The organism is Faecalibacterium sp. 7 (assembly GCF_049562865.1).
In the GTDB taxonomy this organism is placed as follows: Bacteria; Bacillota; Clostridia; order Oscillospirales; family Ruminococcaceae; genus Faecalibacterium; species Faecalibacterium wellingii.
Map to the genome: position 1 here is coordinate 2770177 of NZ_CP186911.1, position 16630 is coordinate 2786806.

The window sequence follows — 16630 nt, forward strand, 5'->3', positions numbered from 1 at the left end:
GCCTATTCCGTGTCCGCATTTCAAAATTACGATCGTTAAGCGAAGCCAAGGGCAGTCCGCTGTTGCCGGGGCCGCTTACCAGAGCGGCGAACGGCTGTTCAGCGAGTACGACCAGAAAACGAAATTCTACAACAAGAAGAAAGAGCTTGTCCACGCCGAGATCATGCTGCCATCCCATGCGCCGCCCGGATATGCAGACCGGGCGACCCTCTGGAACGCCGTGGAAGCCGTGGAGAACCAGTGGAACTCCCAGCTTGCCCGGCGCATCGTGCTGGCGTTCCCGGTGGAGGTGCCGAAAGAGCAGTATTTGTCCATGATAAAAGAGTTTTGTCAGGAGCAGTTTGTTTCCAAGGGCATGATTGCCGACTTTGCCATTCACGACAAGGGAGATGGCAACCCACACGCCCACATTCTGCTGACGCTCCGGGCAATGGACGAACACGGCAAGTGGCTCCCGAAAGCCCGAAAGGTATACAACCTTGACGAAAACGGTGAGCGCATTCAACTTCCTTCTGGCAACTGGAAGTGCCACAAAGAAAACACGGTGGACTGGAACGAACAGAAGTACGCCGAGGTCTGGCGGCATAGCTGGGAGACCATCACCAACCGCTATCTGGAAGCGGCTGGCCGCCCAGAACGTGTTGACCTGCGCTCCTTTGAGCGGCAGGGCATCCAGCAGATATCGACCGTGCATCTCGGCCCCGCCGCACACCAGATGGAAAAGCGTGGAGTGGAAACCTTTCTCGGAAACCTGAACCGGGACATTCGAGCCGCCAACAGCCTGATGCAGTCCATCCGCAGCACCATCCGTGGTCTGCAACGCTGGATCGCAGACCTGAACGAAAAGAAGCAGCTTCTTCTGGGTGCTTTGGAAAAAGCAAAGGAGCCCACGCTGTCCGACCTGCTGGTGGACTACTTCAATCTCCGCAACGAGCAGCGCAGCGATTGGTCTGGCACGGCAAAACTGAAATGCACCGTCCGGGATTTTGAGGAAGTCAAACAGGCGGTGGACTATCTGAAAGCCCATTCGCTGAACACCATCGAGGATCTGGATACCGCAATTTCTAACCTGAACCAGACCGCCGCCCCTCTCCGCAGGCAGTTGAAGCAGAACGAAAACCGTATGCGGGCAATCGCTCAGATCAAGGACGCCGCTGCCGTCCATGCCAAGCTGAAGCCCATCCATGATGCCTTTATGAAGAAGAACTTCAAGCTGACCAAGGACGCTTACGCCGCCCAGCACAAGGAGGAACTGGACACGTTCAACAAGGCTGTCCGCACCCTGATGAAGCTGAACGGCAGCACAGCGGTGGACTTTTCGGCATTGGATGCCGAATTTTCTGCGCTGCAATCCGGCAGCGCAGAGCTGCGCACCCAACTGGAAACCTTGCAGCCGGACATCTCCGCACTGAAAAACATCCGCAAGTATATCGACATGGTGCTGAATAAGCAGCAGCTTTCTGTACCGGGCGGCAAGACCTCGGAAAAAGAATCGGTGCTGAAAAAGCTGGAAGAAGCCAAGGCGGCGCAGAGCACAAAGAAAACGGAAGCGAAAAATCACACACAGGAGCTTTAAGGAGGGAGCAACATGACCTACACCCAAGCCCAGATCGACAAAGCCAATGCGGTGGATCTGGAAAAGTTTCTTCGAGCACAGGGCGAAACGCTGGTGCGCAGTGGAAAAGAATACCGCTGGAAAGCCCACGACAGCCTGACCGTTTGCGGAAACAAATGGTTTCGGCACAGCCAGAGCAAGGGCGGTTTTCCGGTGGATTTCGTGATGGAATTTTACGGCAAGTCCTTCCCCGAAGCGGTGCAGATGCTGACCGGAGAGCCGGGCGAAGTTCAGCCGGAGGCTGACCCCGCCCCCTCTCCGGCGTTTCGTCTGCCGCTGCGGAACGTCACCAATGCCAACATCCTGAACTATCTGACACAGGAACGGAAACTCAGTCCCTCGCTGGTGAACTTCTTCATTGCCGCCGGAGATATTTACGAGGACGGCGCTCACCACAACGTGGTCTTTGTGGGGCGGGATGTGGACGGGCATCCCCGCTACGCAAGTAGCCGTGGCATCAATGAGAAGTTCCGGCAGGATGCAGCAGGTGCAGAAAAGGCGTTTGGTTTTGCCCATCGTGGCACCGACAAACAGTTGCTGGTCTTTGAAGCGCCCATCGACCTGCTGTCCTTCATCGAACTGTTCCCGAAAAATTGGCAGCAACACAATTATCTGTCGCTGGGCGGGGTGTCGGGCAAGGCGCTGCGGCAGTTTCTCTCAGAACGTCCGGACATGGAGCGGGTGTTTCTTTGTCTGGATGCAGACAAAGCCGGAGAGGATGCCTGCAAGCGTCTGGCTGCTCTGCTGCCGGACACCATGAGCGCGACCCGCATCCAGCCCTGCATGAAGGATTGGAACGACGTTCTGGTGCACCGGGCAGAGATCCCGAACCGCAATTATTTCAAGAGCATCGTGCTGAAAGAGCTGTCAAAACCGGAAACGGTGAAGATCATCCGCATGAGCGACGTGGAGCTGACCCCGGTGGAGTGGCTTTGGAAGCCATATCTTCCCTTTGGAAAACTCAGTGTGCTGCAAGGCAATCCGGGCGAGGGCAAGACTTATTTTGCCATGCACCTTGCAGCTGCCTGCACCAACGGAAAGCTGCTGCCCAACATGGAGCGCATGGAGCCCTTCAACGTGATCTACCAGACCGCAGAGGACGGTCTGGGCGATACGGTCAAGCCCCGCCTGATCGAAGCTGGGGCAGACCTTGACCGGGTGCTGGTCATTGACGACAGCGATGTGCAGCTGACGCTTTCGGACGAACGAATTGAAAAAGCCATCATCGAGAATAACGCCAAACTGGTCATCATCGACCCAATCCAGGCGTATCTCGGTGCCGACGTGGACATGAACCGGGCGAACGAAGTCCGTCCGATCTTCATGCGGCTGGGACAGGTAGCGCAGCGAACAGGCTGCGCTATTTTGCTGATCGGGCACCTGAATAAAGCCGCCGGAATGCAGAGCCTGCAGCGGGGGCTCGGCTCCATCGACATTGCCGCCGCCGTCCGCAGCGTTATGTTCATCGGCAAGCTGAAGCACGACCCGACCATGCGCATCCTGACCCATGAGAAAAGTTCCCTTGCTCCGCCGGGAGCGTCACTGGCGTTCTCTCTGGGGGACGAGGGCGGTTTCCGCTGGGTCGGCGAGTACGACATTACCGCAGACGAAATGCTGTCCGGCATCGAGCCACAGCGGGAAACCAAGACCCAGCAAGCCAAAGACCTGATCTGCGCCCTGCTTGCCGGAGGAAAGCAGGTGCTCAGCGAGGACATCGACAAGGCGGCTCTGGAAAGGGGCATCCCCGGCAGAACTGTCCGAGATGCCAAACGGGAGCTGGGCGATGCCCTGAAAAGCAAGATCGTGGAAGGCCGCAAGAAGGTCTTTTGGATGGAATAAGCCATTTGACTGGCAGAAAATTTTGGCTGGCAAGAAAATCATGGTACACCCACAGTTGCCAGTCTGCCAGCCAAATTTGGAAAATGACGATTTAAGGAGAAATTGAATGGAAAATGTGAAAGTGCCCGAAAACAAGAACGCCCCTTTCATCAAGCGCACCATCAATGGTCAGGAATTTACCGTTCTGATTCACTTCCGTGCCGGATGCCGTGAAAAGGCACAGGATAAGGTAAAAAGGATGCTGCGTTCTGATGTGCAAAACGCCGAACTTTCTGCCTGATTCGTAGAAAGTATTAAATTACTGTTGACATTTAGTTTCTGGCAAGACCGCAAAATCCATCCTGATTTCCTGCGGTGCCCGCCTTTCGCCCTTTGACATCCAAGAAATCCGGGATGCGACCATGTACGATGAGCTGGAACTGGACAAGCTGGGCGACCGGAAAACGGCGCTGTTTCTCATCATGAGCGATACGGACAGCACCTTTAACTTCCTGATTTCCATGATCTACACCCAGCTTTTCAATCTGCTCTGCGACAAAGCCGATGATGTGTACGGCGGTAAGCTGCCTGTCCATGTCCGCTGCCTGATCGACGAATGTGCCAACATCGGTCAGATTCCGCAGCTGGAAAAGCTGGTGGCTACCATCCGCAGCCGTGAGATTTCGGCGTGTCTGGTCTTGCAGACCCGCAGCCAGTTGAAAGCCATCTACAAAGATAATGCGGATACCATCGTGGGCAATATGGACAGCCAGATTTTCCTCGGCGGTAGTGAGCCTACCACCCTGAAAGATCTTGCCGAAGCACTCGGCAAGGAAACCATCGACAGCTACAACAATTCTGATACCCGTGGCAATAGCCCAAGCTATGGAACCAACTATCAAAAACTCGGCCACGAACTTATGAGCCGGGATGAACTGGCGGTGCTGGATGGCGGCAAGTGCATCCTGCAACTGCGGGGTGTGCGCCCGTTTTTGAGCGACAAGTACGACCTGACCCAGCACCCGAACTACAAGTACACCTCCGATTATGACCCCAAGAACGCCCTCGATATCGAGAAGTTCTTGAACCGAAAAGAAAAAATCCACCCGGATGATACTTTCATCATGGTGGATGCTGATTCGCTTCCGTCTGCCTGACCCGGTAGGCGGTTTTGTTTTTGACCGGAGAGGTACACCAGCAAGCCCACTTCCGCCGCAGTTTACGGCTTAATAACAACGGCTTCAGATGTGTACGGACGGTCTACAACTTTCATTTATAAAGGAGAAACGACTATGGAATTCTTTAACTCTGCTATCGAAGTTCTTCAGACTCTGGTTGTGGCTCTGGGTGCCGGTCTCGGCGTGTGGGGTGCTGTCAACCTGCTGGAAGGTTACGGCGGCGATAACCCCTCCGCCAAGAGTCAGGGCATGAAGCAGTTCATGGCTAATTAAAGGGAACAAAAAGAAAGGGAAAGCACAATCCAGACGGTATCAGCGGCAGGCTACAAGAATAAATTGTGATTTCACAAGATTGGTGTTATAATAAGAGAAAAGTTCCTGCCGGGGCAGCCGCCCCGGTGGTATGGATAGAAAGGCAGGAAAACAATATGCACATCAGCTATAAACCACTCTGGCACACACTGTTAGAGCGTGATATGAGAAAAGAGGATTTAAGGCTTGCTGCTGGTATGACAACAAATATGATTGCCAACATGAGCAAAGAGGGAAAGCACATCAGCATGGATACATTAGCCCGTATCTGTGAAACTCTGAATTGTGAGATTACTGATGTGATTGAGTTAGTACCAGACGAGCCTGCTTCCACAGGAGGTAAGGAACATGAGCGAATTGAAACCAAGAATAACGGAAAACGGAATTGATTATATCCTTGTCGGAGATTACTACATCCCAGACTTGAAACTGCCGGAGGAACACCGCCCTATCGGAAAGTACGGACGAATGCACCGGGAATATTTAAGGGAAGTCCACCCAGCCAGATTGAATACATTGCTACTGACCGGAGAATTGTGGACATATCTTGCAGACCTGAACGAACAGGCACAGGAACGGTTAGACACCATCATGGAGCAGATGAAAACTGCCGAGGGCATAACCGAGGAATTGAAGCGTACCCAACAAATGGAATGGGTGCAGCGTTGCAATAACATTCACAACCGGGCAGAAGAAATTGTTTTGCATGAGATGATTTATTCATAACGGTGTGGTAGAATGATTATGTAAATGAATTTGATTTGGGGTGATAAATATGAAGGTATTAGTTAGTGCCTGTATTATGGGAACAAACTGTAAATATAACGGAAAAAACAATAAAAATTTAGCAGTTATCAATTTCTTAAAGGATAAAGAAGTTATTTCTATTTGCCCAGAAGTATTAGCTGGCATGAAAATTCCTAGACCTTGTGCAGAAATTGTGAATGGGATTGTAGTAGATGAAAATGGAAATGATGTTAATTCTGAATATAATAAAGCAGTGTCAATGGCATTATCAAAAATTCAAAATGAAGATATTGATTTGGTTATATTACAATCCAGAAGTCCTACTTGTGGTGTAAATCAAATATACGATGGTAGCTTTACTGGAAAACTAATTTCTGGAATGGGATTTTTTGCGAAGGCATTAAAGCAAAGAGGATATAATGTTATTGATGTTGAAGAAATATAAGTTTGTCACTTTGAAATTTAATTGAATAACCACAGCACAAACCGCTGCTACATGGGAGCCAACAAACCATGCAACAGCGGTTTTTCTTTACCGTTTTTTCCTCTGGCTGATAGGCGTTCCCATTTTCTTTGATTTTTGTAGAATCCGAATGAGCCAGCGAAATTCTTCTTCCGATAAATTTTTATAATTGATACCGAGCTGCTTGCAGTAAAGCACTGCCAGTTTTTCCAAACGACTGCCCTTGAAATTTTCGACCGCTTCCAGATTTTCTTTCAGTTCATCGGCAACAGTGGTCTGAGGCGCACTCTCACTGTCCTTTTTATGGGTTTCCCGAATATCCCGGATAATCAGGTTTAGGTCATCCAGAACCATGTGGCTGAAATATTCATCATCACTGATATGGGCAGCTTGCAGCACTTTCAAATGTGGGTCATCTTCGCCGGGGCGATACCGTTCAATGATTTCATGTCGGACAGTATCGACAAGGGCGTTGAGGTTTTGAATCTGCATGGTGGCAATCCCATCCACATAAATCTCGATGTCCGCAAGAAACTTGATAAAGTCCTTATGGGTGGCAAGTTCGCAGAGCAGACGGTTGTTGATCCGACCGTTTTTCAGAAGTGCTACCATCTCATCATTCAAATGCAGCTCCGTCAATGGCGTGTTGATCTGCTCCCTGTTCTCTGTCCGGCACAGCAGATAATCAACGGAAACCCCATAGAAGTCTGCCAGCGTGATGAGGTTTCCATGATTGATTTCCTTAAAATCTTCTTTTTCATAACTGCCAAGGGCTGATTTAGAAATACCCGTCAGCTTTGAAAGTTCTTCCAGATTTAAGCCTTTGTCCTTGCGGAGTTCCCAAAGGCGTTCCTGTATGCTTGTTGCTCCTTTCATGGGCGCACACTCCTTTCCGGCGGCTTCATTGCTGCCGCTTAACTGGATTATATCACACTTTCCGCAATCGTGGAAATTTCTGATTTTTACCCCTAATTCCTACTTTGTGGACATACGGCACAGGGCACAAAAATGTTCTATGATACAGGTAGTTCATCGATGGATTATTCCAATCGAATGACCAGCCTGTGTGGGATATGCTTCCCCGGCGATGTAGCGCCATGACTTTTGGCAGGGATGTGGAGGAATCCTGACCAAAACGAGCGTACCAAAGGGAGCGATACGCCGCTGTGAGATTCAGGGGAGGAACGACACCGGGGAGAACTGGCGAACTGACACCGAAATGATACCGAAACACGACAATCTGATAGGGGGATAGTCTACCCTATCGCTAATACTTCGGGAGATTTTAAGCGGCTCTATGACCGTAATTTTGCCGAAAATCGCCCCGAAACCATACACAAAAACGGGAGGAAGCGCAATATGCCGAGAATGAGCAAAAAGAGGAAGCAGGAGCTTTCCTTTTACCTCAATGACCGGGGGCGTGTCACTTACAACGAATTATGCCGGAAATGCCAGCATGGGTGCAAGCAGAGCTTCCGGGCGGTTGTGATTGACTGCCCCTGTTATTTATCCAAACGAGCAAAGAAAAAGGAGGAACACACGAATGAATTTTGAATTTATGACGATAGACACACCCTTGCCGCCCTGTATGCCCTTTCCCAGAGCGTTGACAGGATTTTCAATCAGCAGCACCGCAAAGGTCATGTACTGCCGGATGTTGGACACTATGCTCTCCAAAGGGCAGGAGGACGAGAACGGGATTCTGTTTGTCTGCTTCCCCATCACAGCCATTGCCGCCGCCCTGTCCCGCAGTCCCATGACGGTCAAGCGTTCTTTAAGCGAACTGGAAACTGCCGGACTTATCATGCGGGTGCGTCAGGGCGTGGGAGAACCGAACAGAATTTATGTGCTGATACCGGGAAAGGAGGACGCTGCCCTTGCCTGATACCTCAAAGCTGGAAAAGCTCAACCGGGAGCTGGAGAAAAGCGAAAAGAAACTGCGAAAAGCCATCAATGATGAAAAGGCATTGCAGCACCAGTTAAAGCAGCTTACCCGAAAGGAACGGACGCACCGGCTCTGTACCCGTGGCGGTATGCTGGAAAGTTTTCTGCAAGAGCCGGAACTCCTGACAGATGATGATGTCATGCTGTTGTTGAAACTCATTTTTCACAGGCAGGACACACAGGAACTATTGAAAAAACTGCTGGAACGGGAGAAACCGGAAAACCCTTAGTTTACTAAGGGCGCAATTATACACCACCCAGAGGTTGGTGCATTGCGTTCTCCGAAGGCTCCTTGCCGGAGGGCTGTGATTTTCCGCAGTCATGGTCTGCTCCAAATCAAACAGGGGACGCTACACTTCCCCTGCGCTGGCTGTCGCCAGCTACCCTTTTGTGGACTTGCCATCTGGGGACACCTTGCGTTGCAAGCTGTTCCCAGCCGACAAGTTTCATAAAATATGCTATCTTTTCGATAAGCAATAAAGTATAATGAAGTCAGTAATAAATTTAGAAATTGAGGTAAAGTTATGGCATCCAGCAAAGAATATTTAGAATTTATTTTAGGTCAGTTATCTGACTTGAATGAAATTACCTATCGAGCTATGATGGGCGAATTTGTCATTTATTATCGTGGTAAGATTGTAGGCGGTATCTATGATGATAGATTACTTGTCAAACCAGTAAAATCAGCAATAAGTTATATTCCAACGGTTTCGTATGAGTTACCTTACGAGGGAGCAAAAGAAATGTTGTTGGTAGATGAAGTTGATAATAAAGAGTTTTTGACAGGATTGTTTAATGCTATGTATGAGGAATTGCCTACCCCTAAATCGAAAAAGAAGAAATAATAATTTGAGAGGAAATGTTACTGATGGAAAAGTTTAAGTCGTTTATTATACCTGTGACATTATTGGTTCTAATTGACCAGACGGTTAAAATAGTAATTTCAAAAGTATTTATGAAATGCGAATTTGATATAATAGCCAAAGTTTTAAGATTTAATCCAGAACTAAATACTCGTTTATCTTATGCTGGAAATTTCTTTGAATTATTATCAAGTCCGTTTGTTACCATTTTATTGAATGTGTTTGTTTTGTTCCTCTTCTTGTCAGGATATATGCTATATCAGGCAAAAAGAGCACATACAAGTTTTTGGGTAAAAATGATAATGATTTGTGGCATATCGGGATGTTTATGTAGCTTGATTGATAAGCTGTTTTGGGGTGGAAGTTTAGATTTTTTGCAGATACCTACCCTTTTTATTTTTGATTTGAAAGACTGCTATCTTACAGTTGCAGAAGTTATATTTGTTGTTATTGGAATTTTGAATAGCAAAGAAATATCGGTTAAAGAGTATTTACATTTTTGTTGTAACAAATTTAGCTTGTAAACTTCTGGTTTATTATTTCTTATACATCGGGTCAACTTGTCCCGAACTTTCACAACTAAATACCAGCCCCATAAAACGGCACACTGAGCAGGAAATCTGAAAAAGGTCTCCTGCTTTTTTTCTGCCCAAAATGAGGTGGTAAAACGCCACCCCATCCATGAATCACAGGAAGGAGTGACATGAAATGCCTTGTCCACACAACGAAATCACGATTGTTCAGCGCAGTCAGCGACAGTCTGCGGTTGCCGCCGCTGCTTACCAGAGTGGCGAAAAACTGTTCTGTGAATACGACCAGCAAGTGAAGCACTACCCGAAAAAGCGTGGCATTGTCCACAATGAAATCCTGCTCCCACCTAATGCTCCACTGGAGTATGCAGACCGCAATACCTTATGGAACGCTGCCGAAGCGGTGGAGAAGCAATGGAACTCCCAGCTTGCAAGGCGGTGGGTGCTTACCATCCCCAGAGAGATACCGCCCGACCAGTACGCTGTCCTTGTCCGGGAGTTTTGTGAACAGCAGTTTGTTTCCAAAGGCATGATTGTTGATTTTGCCATCCATGACCCCCATCCGCCGGGACACAATCCCCACGCCCATGTCCTGCTGACGATGCGGGCAATGAACGAACATGGGAAATGGCTTCCCAAGAGCCACAAGGTTTATGACCTTGACGAAAATGGGGAACGGATAAAGCTGCCATCTGGTAGGTGGAAAAGCCACAAGGAGGATACGGTTGATTGGAACGATCAGAAGTATTGTGAAATTTGGCGGCATGAATGGGAGGTCATCCAGAACCGCTATCTGGAAGCCAATGACCGCCCGGAGCGTGTAGACTTGCGTTCCTATGCCAGACAGGGGCTTGATATAATTCCCACTGTCCATGAGGGTGCTGCTGTCCGGCAGATGGAAAAGCGTGGTATCCAGACGAATATCGGCAACCTGAACCGGGAAATCAGAGCCGCCAACCGCCTGATGAAGTCCATCCGGCAGCTTATCCAAAACCTCAAAGGCTGGATTACCGAGCTGGGCGAAAAACGGAAAGAGCTGCTTGCACAAAAGGCGGCGGAGGAAGCGACACTTCTTCCCAATCTGCTGATGAAGTATATGGAAATACGAAAGGAAGAACGGAAGGACTGGACAAGGGCTGGACAGAACCGGGGGACTTCACAGGACTTAAAGGCAGTCAGCGAAGCCCTGTCCTATCTCCGGCAAAAGGGGCTTTCTACTGTGGAGGACTTAGAAGCATTTCTGGAAGCGTCCGGGAAATCAGCCGCAGATTACCGCAATCAGATGAAGCCAAAGGAAGCCCGCAGCAAAGTGATTGACGGGATTCTTGCCAGCCGGACAGACTGCAAGGAATGTAAGCCTGTCTATGAGAAGTACCAGAAGATATTTTTTAAGAAAACAAAGGAGAAATTCAAACAGGAACACCCGGAGGTTGCCCGGTATGCGAAAGCCGCCGCCTACCTTGCCAAGCACCCGGACGATAAGGACAGTACCCAAAAGGAGCTGCAAGAGGAGCAGGAAACGCTTCTGGAAGAAATTGCAGCCCTGAAAACGCCGTTGACCGAGGTACAGGCTGATTTGAAGAAGCTACGGGACATCCGCTACTGGGTACGGAAAGCCACCCCCGGCACAGAAGAAAGCAAAGAGCCGCCCAAGAAACAGCCTATCAAAGAAGTCTTGCAGGATAAGGCTGACGAGAAAAAGGCTCAAAGAACCGCCCCGGCACAGACGAAACACAAACAACAGGATATGGAACTTTAGCAGGCACTTGCCATTTTCAATCAGAGAATGTCAGGTGCTTTTTTGTTTTCAAGGAGGGATAGATTTGAATGTATTTGAAGCTGTGAAGCAGTCCGTCACAACAAGACAGGCTGCGGAGCATTATGGAATCCATGTAGGTCGGAACGGGATGGCTTGCTGCCCGTTCCATAACGATAAAACCCCAAGCATGAAGCTGGATCGGCGTTACCACTGCTTCGGCTGCGGTGCTGATGGGGATGTGATTGATTTTACCGCCGCCCTGTATGGGCTGGGAAAGAAAGAAGCCGCCGTACAACTGGCACAGGACTTCGGGCTTTCCTATGAGGACTGGAAGCCGCCGGGAAAGGCAAAAAAGCCCAAGCCCCTGCAGAAATCCCCGGAGGAACAGTTTCAGGAAGCAAAGAACCGCTGCTTCCGTATCCTTGCCGATTATCTTCACTTGCTTATGGCATGGAGAACGGACTACGCCCCGCACTCCCCGGAGGAAGCCTTTCATCCCCGGTTTGTGGAAGCCTTACAGAAGCAAGACCAAGTGGAATATCTGCTGGATGTGCTGCTGTTCGGGGAGACAGAGGAAAAAGCGGCTTTGATTACGGACTATGGAAAGGATGTGATACAGCTTGAACAGCGAATGGCAGAGCTTGCCGCCGCAGACGCAGCAAGAACTAAAAAACACCATGAACGCCATGCAGCCGCCCCAGAGCATTGAGGAAATCAAGGCGGGGCTGGAAACCACCGAGAAAGGCGGTGTCCGTCAGAGCATACGGAACTGTCTGACCGTATTCCAGCGTGACCCACTGCTTTCCGGGGCTATCGCATACAACATCCTGACTGACCGCAAGGACATCATAAAGCCCATCGGTTTTCACAGAGAAAGCACAGCTCTGACCGATACGGACATGAAGTATCTGCTTCTCTATCTGGAAGAAACCTATGGGCTTACCAATGAGAAAAAGATTGATACCGCCATCGGGATTGTAGCGAATGAAAACAAGTACCATCCCATCCGGGACTATTTAAGTGCCCTTGTGTGGGACGGTACAGAACGAATCCGTTTCTGCCTGCGGCACTTTTTGGGGGCTGACGCAGACGATTACACCTATGAAGCGTTGAAGCTGTTCCTGCTGGGTGCAATCTCACGAGCCTTTCAGCCGGGGTGCAAGTTTGAAATCATGCTCTGTCTGGTCGGCGGTCAGGGGGCTGGCAAGTCTACCTTCTTCCGTTTGCTGGCAGTCCGGGACGAATGGTTCTCCGATGATTTGCGGAAGCTGGACGATGACAATGTGTACCGCAAGCTGCAAGGTCACTGGATTATCGAAATGTCGGAAATGATGGCAACCGCCAACGCTAAGAGCATTGAGGAAATCAAGTCATTTTTAAGCCGGCAGAAAGAGGTTTATAAGATACCCTATGAAACCCACCCGGCAGACCGCCCCCGTCAGTGCGTGTTTGGCGGCACTTCCAATGCCCTTGACTTCCTGCCCCTTGACCGTTCCGGCAACCGCCGCTTTATCCCGGTCATGGTGTACCCGGAGCAAGCCGAGGTTCACATTTTGGAGGACGAAGCTGCTTCCAGAGCCTATATCGAGCAGATGTGGGCAGAAGCGATGGAGATTTACCGAAGCGGCAGGTTCAAGTTGGCTTTCAGTCCCGCCATGCAGCGGTATCTCAAAGAACACCAGCGGGACTTTATGCCGGAGGACACCAAGGCAGGGATGATACAGGCGTATCTTGATAAGTACACCGGGAGCATGGTCTGCTCCAAGCAGCTCTACAAGGAAGCCTTGAACCATGCCTTTGACGAGCCGAAGCAATGGGAAATCCGGGAAATCAACGAGATTATGAACCAGTGCATTTCCGGCTGGCGGTACTTCCCAAACCCAAGAATGTTTTCCGAATATGGCAGACAAAAGGGCTGGGAGCGTGAAAACCCGGCAACGGACTCCGGCAACCCGTCTGAAAAAACGATGGACGGTTTTGTGGAGGTCACAGAACAGATGGAGCTTCCATTCTGAAAATGACAGCCCGTTGCACTCCCTGTTGCTATCCCGTTGCCGAGCCGGTTGCCGGGGAAAATCCCTTATTTCCGGGCTTTTCTCCCCTATGACAACCAAAACAACAGAAAAATAAAAGAAAAGTATAAATAGTAACCATCGCCAGATTGAGATTGTTTGCAAGGTCTTTTGAAGCCCGTTGCCGGACTTCGTTGCCGACACCCTCTGTCTGGCTATTTTCATGTATGGAGGATAACTGCCTATGGCAAAAAACAAAACAGAGATTCATGTGACCACTGTATTTGACGGGGAGCTGGACGCAACCGATGTGTTCGTCAGCCTGATTTCCCAGAAATACGGTAAAACAAATACGAAAGAATATCTTGCTAAAAAGAAAGATATGAAGTATAATGAAGATGAGGTTCAAAAGAGCCAGATACTGTCTGGATTGTGTGGGTAAATGGCTATGATGAACGAAATGGAATATAGGACAATCGGTTCGGCACTTGCCGGGGGCTATCGTGCAGCGGTCTATTGCAGGCTGTCAAAGGACGATGACCTGCAAGGCGAAAGTGCCAGTATCGCAAACCAGCGTGATATGCTGGAAAAATACTGCGAAAGGCAGGGATGGGAGGTTGTTGCAGTCTATCAGGACGATGGCTTCACAGGTCTTAATATGGAGCGTCCTGATTTACAGAGAATGTTGAGAGCCATTGAGCGCAGGCAAATCAACCTTGTCATCACGAAAGACCTCAGCCGACTGGGGCGTAACTATCTGCAAACCGGGCATTTGATTGAGGACTTTTTCCCAAGAAACGGTGTCCGCTATATCGCCATGAATGACGGTATCGACACCCTGCGGGATAACAATGACATTGCCCCATTCAAGAATATCCTGAACGAGATGTACAGCAAGGATATTTCCAAGAAAGTCCATTCCTCTTATCTTCTGAAAGCGCAGAAAGGACAGTTTACCGGGTGTCTTGCCCCGTTTGGGTATCGCAAAGACCCGGAGGACAAAAACCATCTGCTCATTGACGAGGAAACCGCCCCGATTGTGCGGCTGATTTTCGGATATGCCCTAAACGGTCATGGTCCGAACTATATCCGCAGACGGCTGGAGGAAGAAAAAATCCCCTGCCCCACATGGTGGAACCGGGAACGGGGGCTTCGCAATACCCGCACCAAATGGGAAAAGAAAGACCCGGAAAACGGGCGGTATATGTGGGACTTCTCCGTTATCAAAGACCTTTTGATGAATCCCGTCTACACCGGGGCGATTGCTTCCCAGAAAAAGGACTACCGTTTCAAAATCGGCACGATTGGGGAAAAGAAGCCGGAGGACTGGATTGTGGTGGAGGGACAGCATGAACCGCTGATTGACCGCATGAGCTTTGATATTGTGCAGAACAAGCTGAAATCCCGCCAGCGTCCGGGGCAGACCAATGAAATCAGCCTGTTTGCCGGACTGATAAAATGCGGCGAGTGTGGGAAGTCGCTGACGATACGCTACACAAACGCAAAACATCCCCAGCGGATTTACTCCTGCAAGACCTACAATGCCTTTGGAAAGAACCACTGCACCCAGCACCGGATTGATTATGACACCCTTTACAGCCATGTGCTGCGGAAAATCCGGGAATGTGCCAGAGCTGCCCTGATGGACGGGGAAGCGGTTGCCGACCGCCTGACCAATACCTGTGAAGCCGAGCAACGGGAACAGCGGGAAGCAATGGAACGCTCCCTTGCAAGGGACGAGGAACGGATTGAGGTTCTGGACAAACTGGTCATGCGGCTTTATGAGGACATGGTTGCGGGGCGTATCAGTGAGCAGAATTTCAACACCATGCTGGAAAAGACACAGACCGAGCAGACGGAACTTAAAGCCAGAGTGTCCGAGGGCAGAAAGCGGCTGTCCGATGAAGTCCAGCTTGCCAATGACGCAAAACAATGGGTGGAAGCCATTCAGGAATACGCCAACATCACAGAGCTGGACGCAGCCACCCTTAACCGCTTAATCAAAGAAATCGTCGTGCATGAGCGCATTGACGAAGATAAAACAAGACACATTTCTATCGAAATTCATTTTAATCTCAAACCCATCCCGGAGGTGGAACAGGTCACTGCCTGACCTGCCCCGCCGGGACGGTTCTCTTAAAAACACCATATAGATTTTTGTACGCCGCCGCCCGCCATCGAGCAGAGTTTTACACCTAATTGGGGATAAAACAGCTCATGGCTGGCGGCGGTGTTGCCCTGATTGGCATCACCCTGATCCCCCTGCTGAGCGGTCTGTTCGGCTAATCTTTTCCGGGCGGCGATTGCCGCCCCGTACATATTTACTTGCAAGTGTTTCCAGCCCCTCCGCGGCAAACGGATTTATTATTATAAAGGAAGCGCATTGCAAAACGAATATTCACTGTTACCCGAAAGGAAGGCGATTTTTATGCAGATTCTGACTCACCTTATTTTCTTGCTCAACCTGCTCAAGACCCTTATCAACCATTTTTCCTGATAGGTGGTGGCGCTGAGTGGAAACAGTTCTCAAAGCGATCTCGGATTGGATCAAGTCGCTGCTGACAGCGGCGATCATGTCCAATCTTTCCGGCCTGTTCGATGATGTGAACACGCAGGTGGGCAACATCGCACAGCAGGTCGGCACCAAACCATCCAGTTTTGAACCGCGCGTTTTTGCTATGATCGAAGCCCTCTCCCGGAATGTGGTGCTACCCATTGCAGGCGTGATCTTGACCTTTATTGCTTGCTATGAATTGATTCAGATGATTACTGAACACAACAATATGGCACAGTTTGAACCGGCATTGATTTTGAAGTGGATTTTCAAAACTGCCATTTCGGTTTGGATGATCTCCAACACCTTCGACATCATCATGGCGGTGTTCGATGTGACGCAGCAGGTGGTGGCAAATTCCAGCGGCATCATCAGCGGCAACACACGGGTGAACGACATCGGGCTTTCCATGTTGCAATCCAGCATGATGCAGATGGACGTAGGACCCTTGTTCGGACTGTTCTTGCAGTCCTTCTTCATCGGTATCACCATGCGCATCCTGTCCATCGTGATTTTCGTCATCGTCTACGGAAGAATGATTGAAATCTACATGATGGTCAGTCTGGCTCCAGTGCCCATGGCAACATGGGGCAACCACGAGCAATCCCATGTGGGACAGAACTATCTTCGTTCTCTGTTTGCGCTGGGATTTCAGGGCTTCCTGATCCTGATCTGCGTGGCGATCTATGCCGTTCTGCTCCAGAATGTTGCCATATCCGGGGATGCCATCAACTCGATCTGGAGCATCGTGGGGTACACGGTGCTACTGTGCTTTACGCTGTTCAAGACTGGTTCTGTTGCCCGGAGCATTCTGGGTGCACATTGATTGGAGGTG

19 protein-coding genes and 2 pseudogenes are annotated in these 16630 nt (G+C 49.8%); 20 read left to right on the top strand and 1 reads right to left on the bottom strand.

The features are described 5' to 3' along the window. The first annotated feature begins 4 nt into the window (after positions 1–4). The 8 genes and pseudogenes from mobQ (ACKXF7_RS13855) (at position 5) to ACKXF7_RS13890 (ending at position 6115) form a co-directional block, all read left to right on the top strand. Positions 5–1576 (top strand): MobQ family relaxase, encoded by a 1572-nt coding sequence (gene mobQ / locus ACKXF7_RS13855; RefSeq protein ID WP_044960888.1) that lies wholly within the window; start codon positions 5–7, stop codon positions 1574–1576. Between the two features lie 12 nt (positions 1577–1588). Continuing rightward, positions 1589–3454 carry an AAA family ATPase gene (locus ACKXF7_RS13860; RefSeq protein WP_005927814.1) on the top strand — a complete coding sequence of 622 codons (1866 nt, stop codon included), beginning with the start codon at positions 1589–1591 and terminating at the stop codon, positions 3452–3454. Between the two features lie 106 nt (positions 3455–3560). Beyond that, positions 3561–3734 carry a transposon-encoded TnpW family protein gene (locus ACKXF7_RS13865; RefSeq protein WP_005927807.1) on the top strand — a complete coding sequence of 58 codons (174 nt, stop codon included), beginning with the start codon at positions 3561–3563 and terminating at the stop codon, positions 3732–3734. A gap of 31 nt (positions 3735–3765) precedes the next feature. Further along, positions 3766–4590: pseudogene (locus tag ACKXF7_RS13870) on the top strand (VirD4-like conjugal transfer protein, CD1115 family); the annotation flags it as partial. Between the two features lie 135 nt (positions 4591–4725). Further along, positions 4726–4884 carry a Maff2 family mobile element protein gene (locus tag ACKXF7_RS13875; RefSeq protein ID WP_412289921.1) on the top strand — a complete coding sequence of 53 codons (159 nt, stop codon included), beginning with the start codon at positions 4726–4728 and terminating at the stop codon, positions 4882–4884. A 155-nt stretch (positions 4885–5039) separates the two neighbouring features. After that, positions 5040–5312 carry a helix-turn-helix domain-containing protein gene (locus ACKXF7_RS13880; RefSeq protein WP_002593556.1) on the top strand — a complete coding sequence of 91 codons (273 nt, stop codon included), beginning with the start codon at positions 5040–5042 and terminating at the stop codon, positions 5310–5312. Next, on the top strand, positions 5272–5649 hold the full coding sequence (locus tag ACKXF7_RS13885) for a TnpV protein (protein ID WP_423741625.1): 378 nt from the start codon (positions 5272–5274) through the stop codon (positions 5647–5649). Before ACKXF7_RS13880 ends, ACKXF7_RS13885 begins: the two co-directional genes overlap by 41 nt. 49 nt (positions 5650–5698) lie before the next feature. Continuing rightward, positions 5699–6115 carry a DUF523 domain-containing protein gene (locus ACKXF7_RS13890; RefSeq protein ID WP_347043643.1) on the top strand — a complete coding sequence of 139 codons (417 nt, stop codon included), beginning with the start codon at positions 5699–5701 and terminating at the stop codon, positions 6113–6115. A gap of 87 nt (positions 6116–6202) precedes the next feature. Here ACKXF7_RS13890 and ACKXF7_RS13895 read toward each other — a convergent pair whose 3' ends face one another. After that, positions 6203–7009: a helix-turn-helix domain-containing protein gene (locus tag ACKXF7_RS13895; RefSeq protein WP_423741626.1), complete on the bottom strand. Its 807-nt coding sequence runs from the start codon at positions 7007–7009 to the stop codon at positions 6203–6205. Positions 7010–7492: 483 nt separating this feature from the next. On the opposite strand from ACKXF7_RS13895, the gene ACKXF7_RS13900 reads away from it, so the two are divergent. The 12 genes and pseudogenes from ACKXF7_RS13900 (at position 7493) to ACKXF7_RS13955 (ending at position 16621) form a co-directional block, all read left to right on the top strand. Continuing rightward, the gene (locus ACKXF7_RS13900) at positions 7493–7687 is read left to right on the top strand and encodes a hypothetical protein (RefSeq protein WP_423741627.1); all 195 of its coding nucleotides are present in this window, start codon (positions 7493–7495) and stop codon (positions 7685–7687) included. Continuing rightward, positions 7677–8018, top strand: coding sequence for a DeoR family transcriptional regulator (locus ACKXF7_RS13905; RefSeq protein WP_423741628.1), 342 nt, complete (start codon positions 7677–7679; stop codon positions 8016–8018). Before ACKXF7_RS13900 ends, ACKXF7_RS13905 begins: the two co-directional genes overlap by 11 nt. Further along, a complete protein-coding gene (locus ACKXF7_RS13910; protein ID WP_423741629.1) occupies positions 8011–8307 on the top strand; it encodes a DUF3847 domain-containing protein in 297 nt (98 codons plus the stop codon). The genes ACKXF7_RS13905 and ACKXF7_RS13910 overlap by 8 nt, the downstream gene beginning before the upstream one ends. A 294-nt stretch (positions 8308–8601) precedes the next feature. Then, positions 8602–8922: a TfoX/Sxy family protein gene (locus ACKXF7_RS13915; RefSeq protein ID WP_423741630.1), complete on the top strand. Its 321-nt coding sequence runs from the start codon at positions 8602–8604 to the stop codon at positions 8920–8922. A gap of 23 nt (positions 8923–8945) precedes the next feature. Next, complete coding sequence (locus tag ACKXF7_RS13920) at positions 8946–9464, top strand: signal peptidase II (protein WP_423741631.1); 519 nt, start codon at positions 8946–8948, stop codon at positions 9462–9464. A gap of 184 nt (positions 9465–9648) precedes the next feature. Then, positions 9649–11229, top strand: a complete 1581-nt coding sequence (gene mobQ / locus ACKXF7_RS13925) for a MobQ family relaxase (protein WP_423741632.1) — start codon at positions 9649–9651, stop codon at positions 11227–11229. Positions 11230–11293: 64 nt separating this feature from the next. After that, the gene (locus ACKXF7_RS13930) at positions 11294–11938 is read left to right on the top strand and encodes a CHC2 zinc finger domain-containing protein (protein WP_423741633.1); all 645 of its coding nucleotides are present in this window, start codon (positions 11294–11296) and stop codon (positions 11936–11938) included. Further along, positions 11907–13244 (top strand): VapE domain-containing protein, encoded by a 1338-nt coding sequence (locus ACKXF7_RS13935; RefSeq protein ID WP_423742639.1) that lies wholly within the window; start codon positions 11907–11909, stop codon positions 13242–13244. Before ACKXF7_RS13930 ends, ACKXF7_RS13935 begins: the two co-directional genes overlap by 32 nt. Before the next feature lie 241 nt (positions 13245–13485). Then, on the top strand, positions 13486–13683 hold the full coding sequence (locus tag ACKXF7_RS13940) for a hypothetical protein (protein WP_423741634.1): 198 nt from the start codon (positions 13486–13488) through the stop codon (positions 13681–13683). Beyond that, positions 13684–15354, top strand: coding sequence for a recombinase family protein (locus tag ACKXF7_RS13945; RefSeq protein WP_423741635.1), 1671 nt, complete (start codon positions 13684–13686; stop codon positions 15352–15354). It abuts the gene before it with no gap. Between the two features lie 89 nt (positions 15355–15443). Beyond that, positions 15444–15527, top strand: a pseudogene (locus ACKXF7_RS13950) (Maff2 family mobile element protein); the annotation flags it as partial. 227 nt (positions 15528–15754) lie between these two features. Further along, a complete protein-coding gene (locus ACKXF7_RS13955) occupies positions 15755–16621 on the top strand; it encodes a VirB6/TrbL-like conjugal transfer protein, CD1112 family (protein WP_055186028.1) in 867 nt (288 codons plus the stop codon). The last annotated feature ends 9 nt before the right edge of the window (positions 16622–16630 follow it).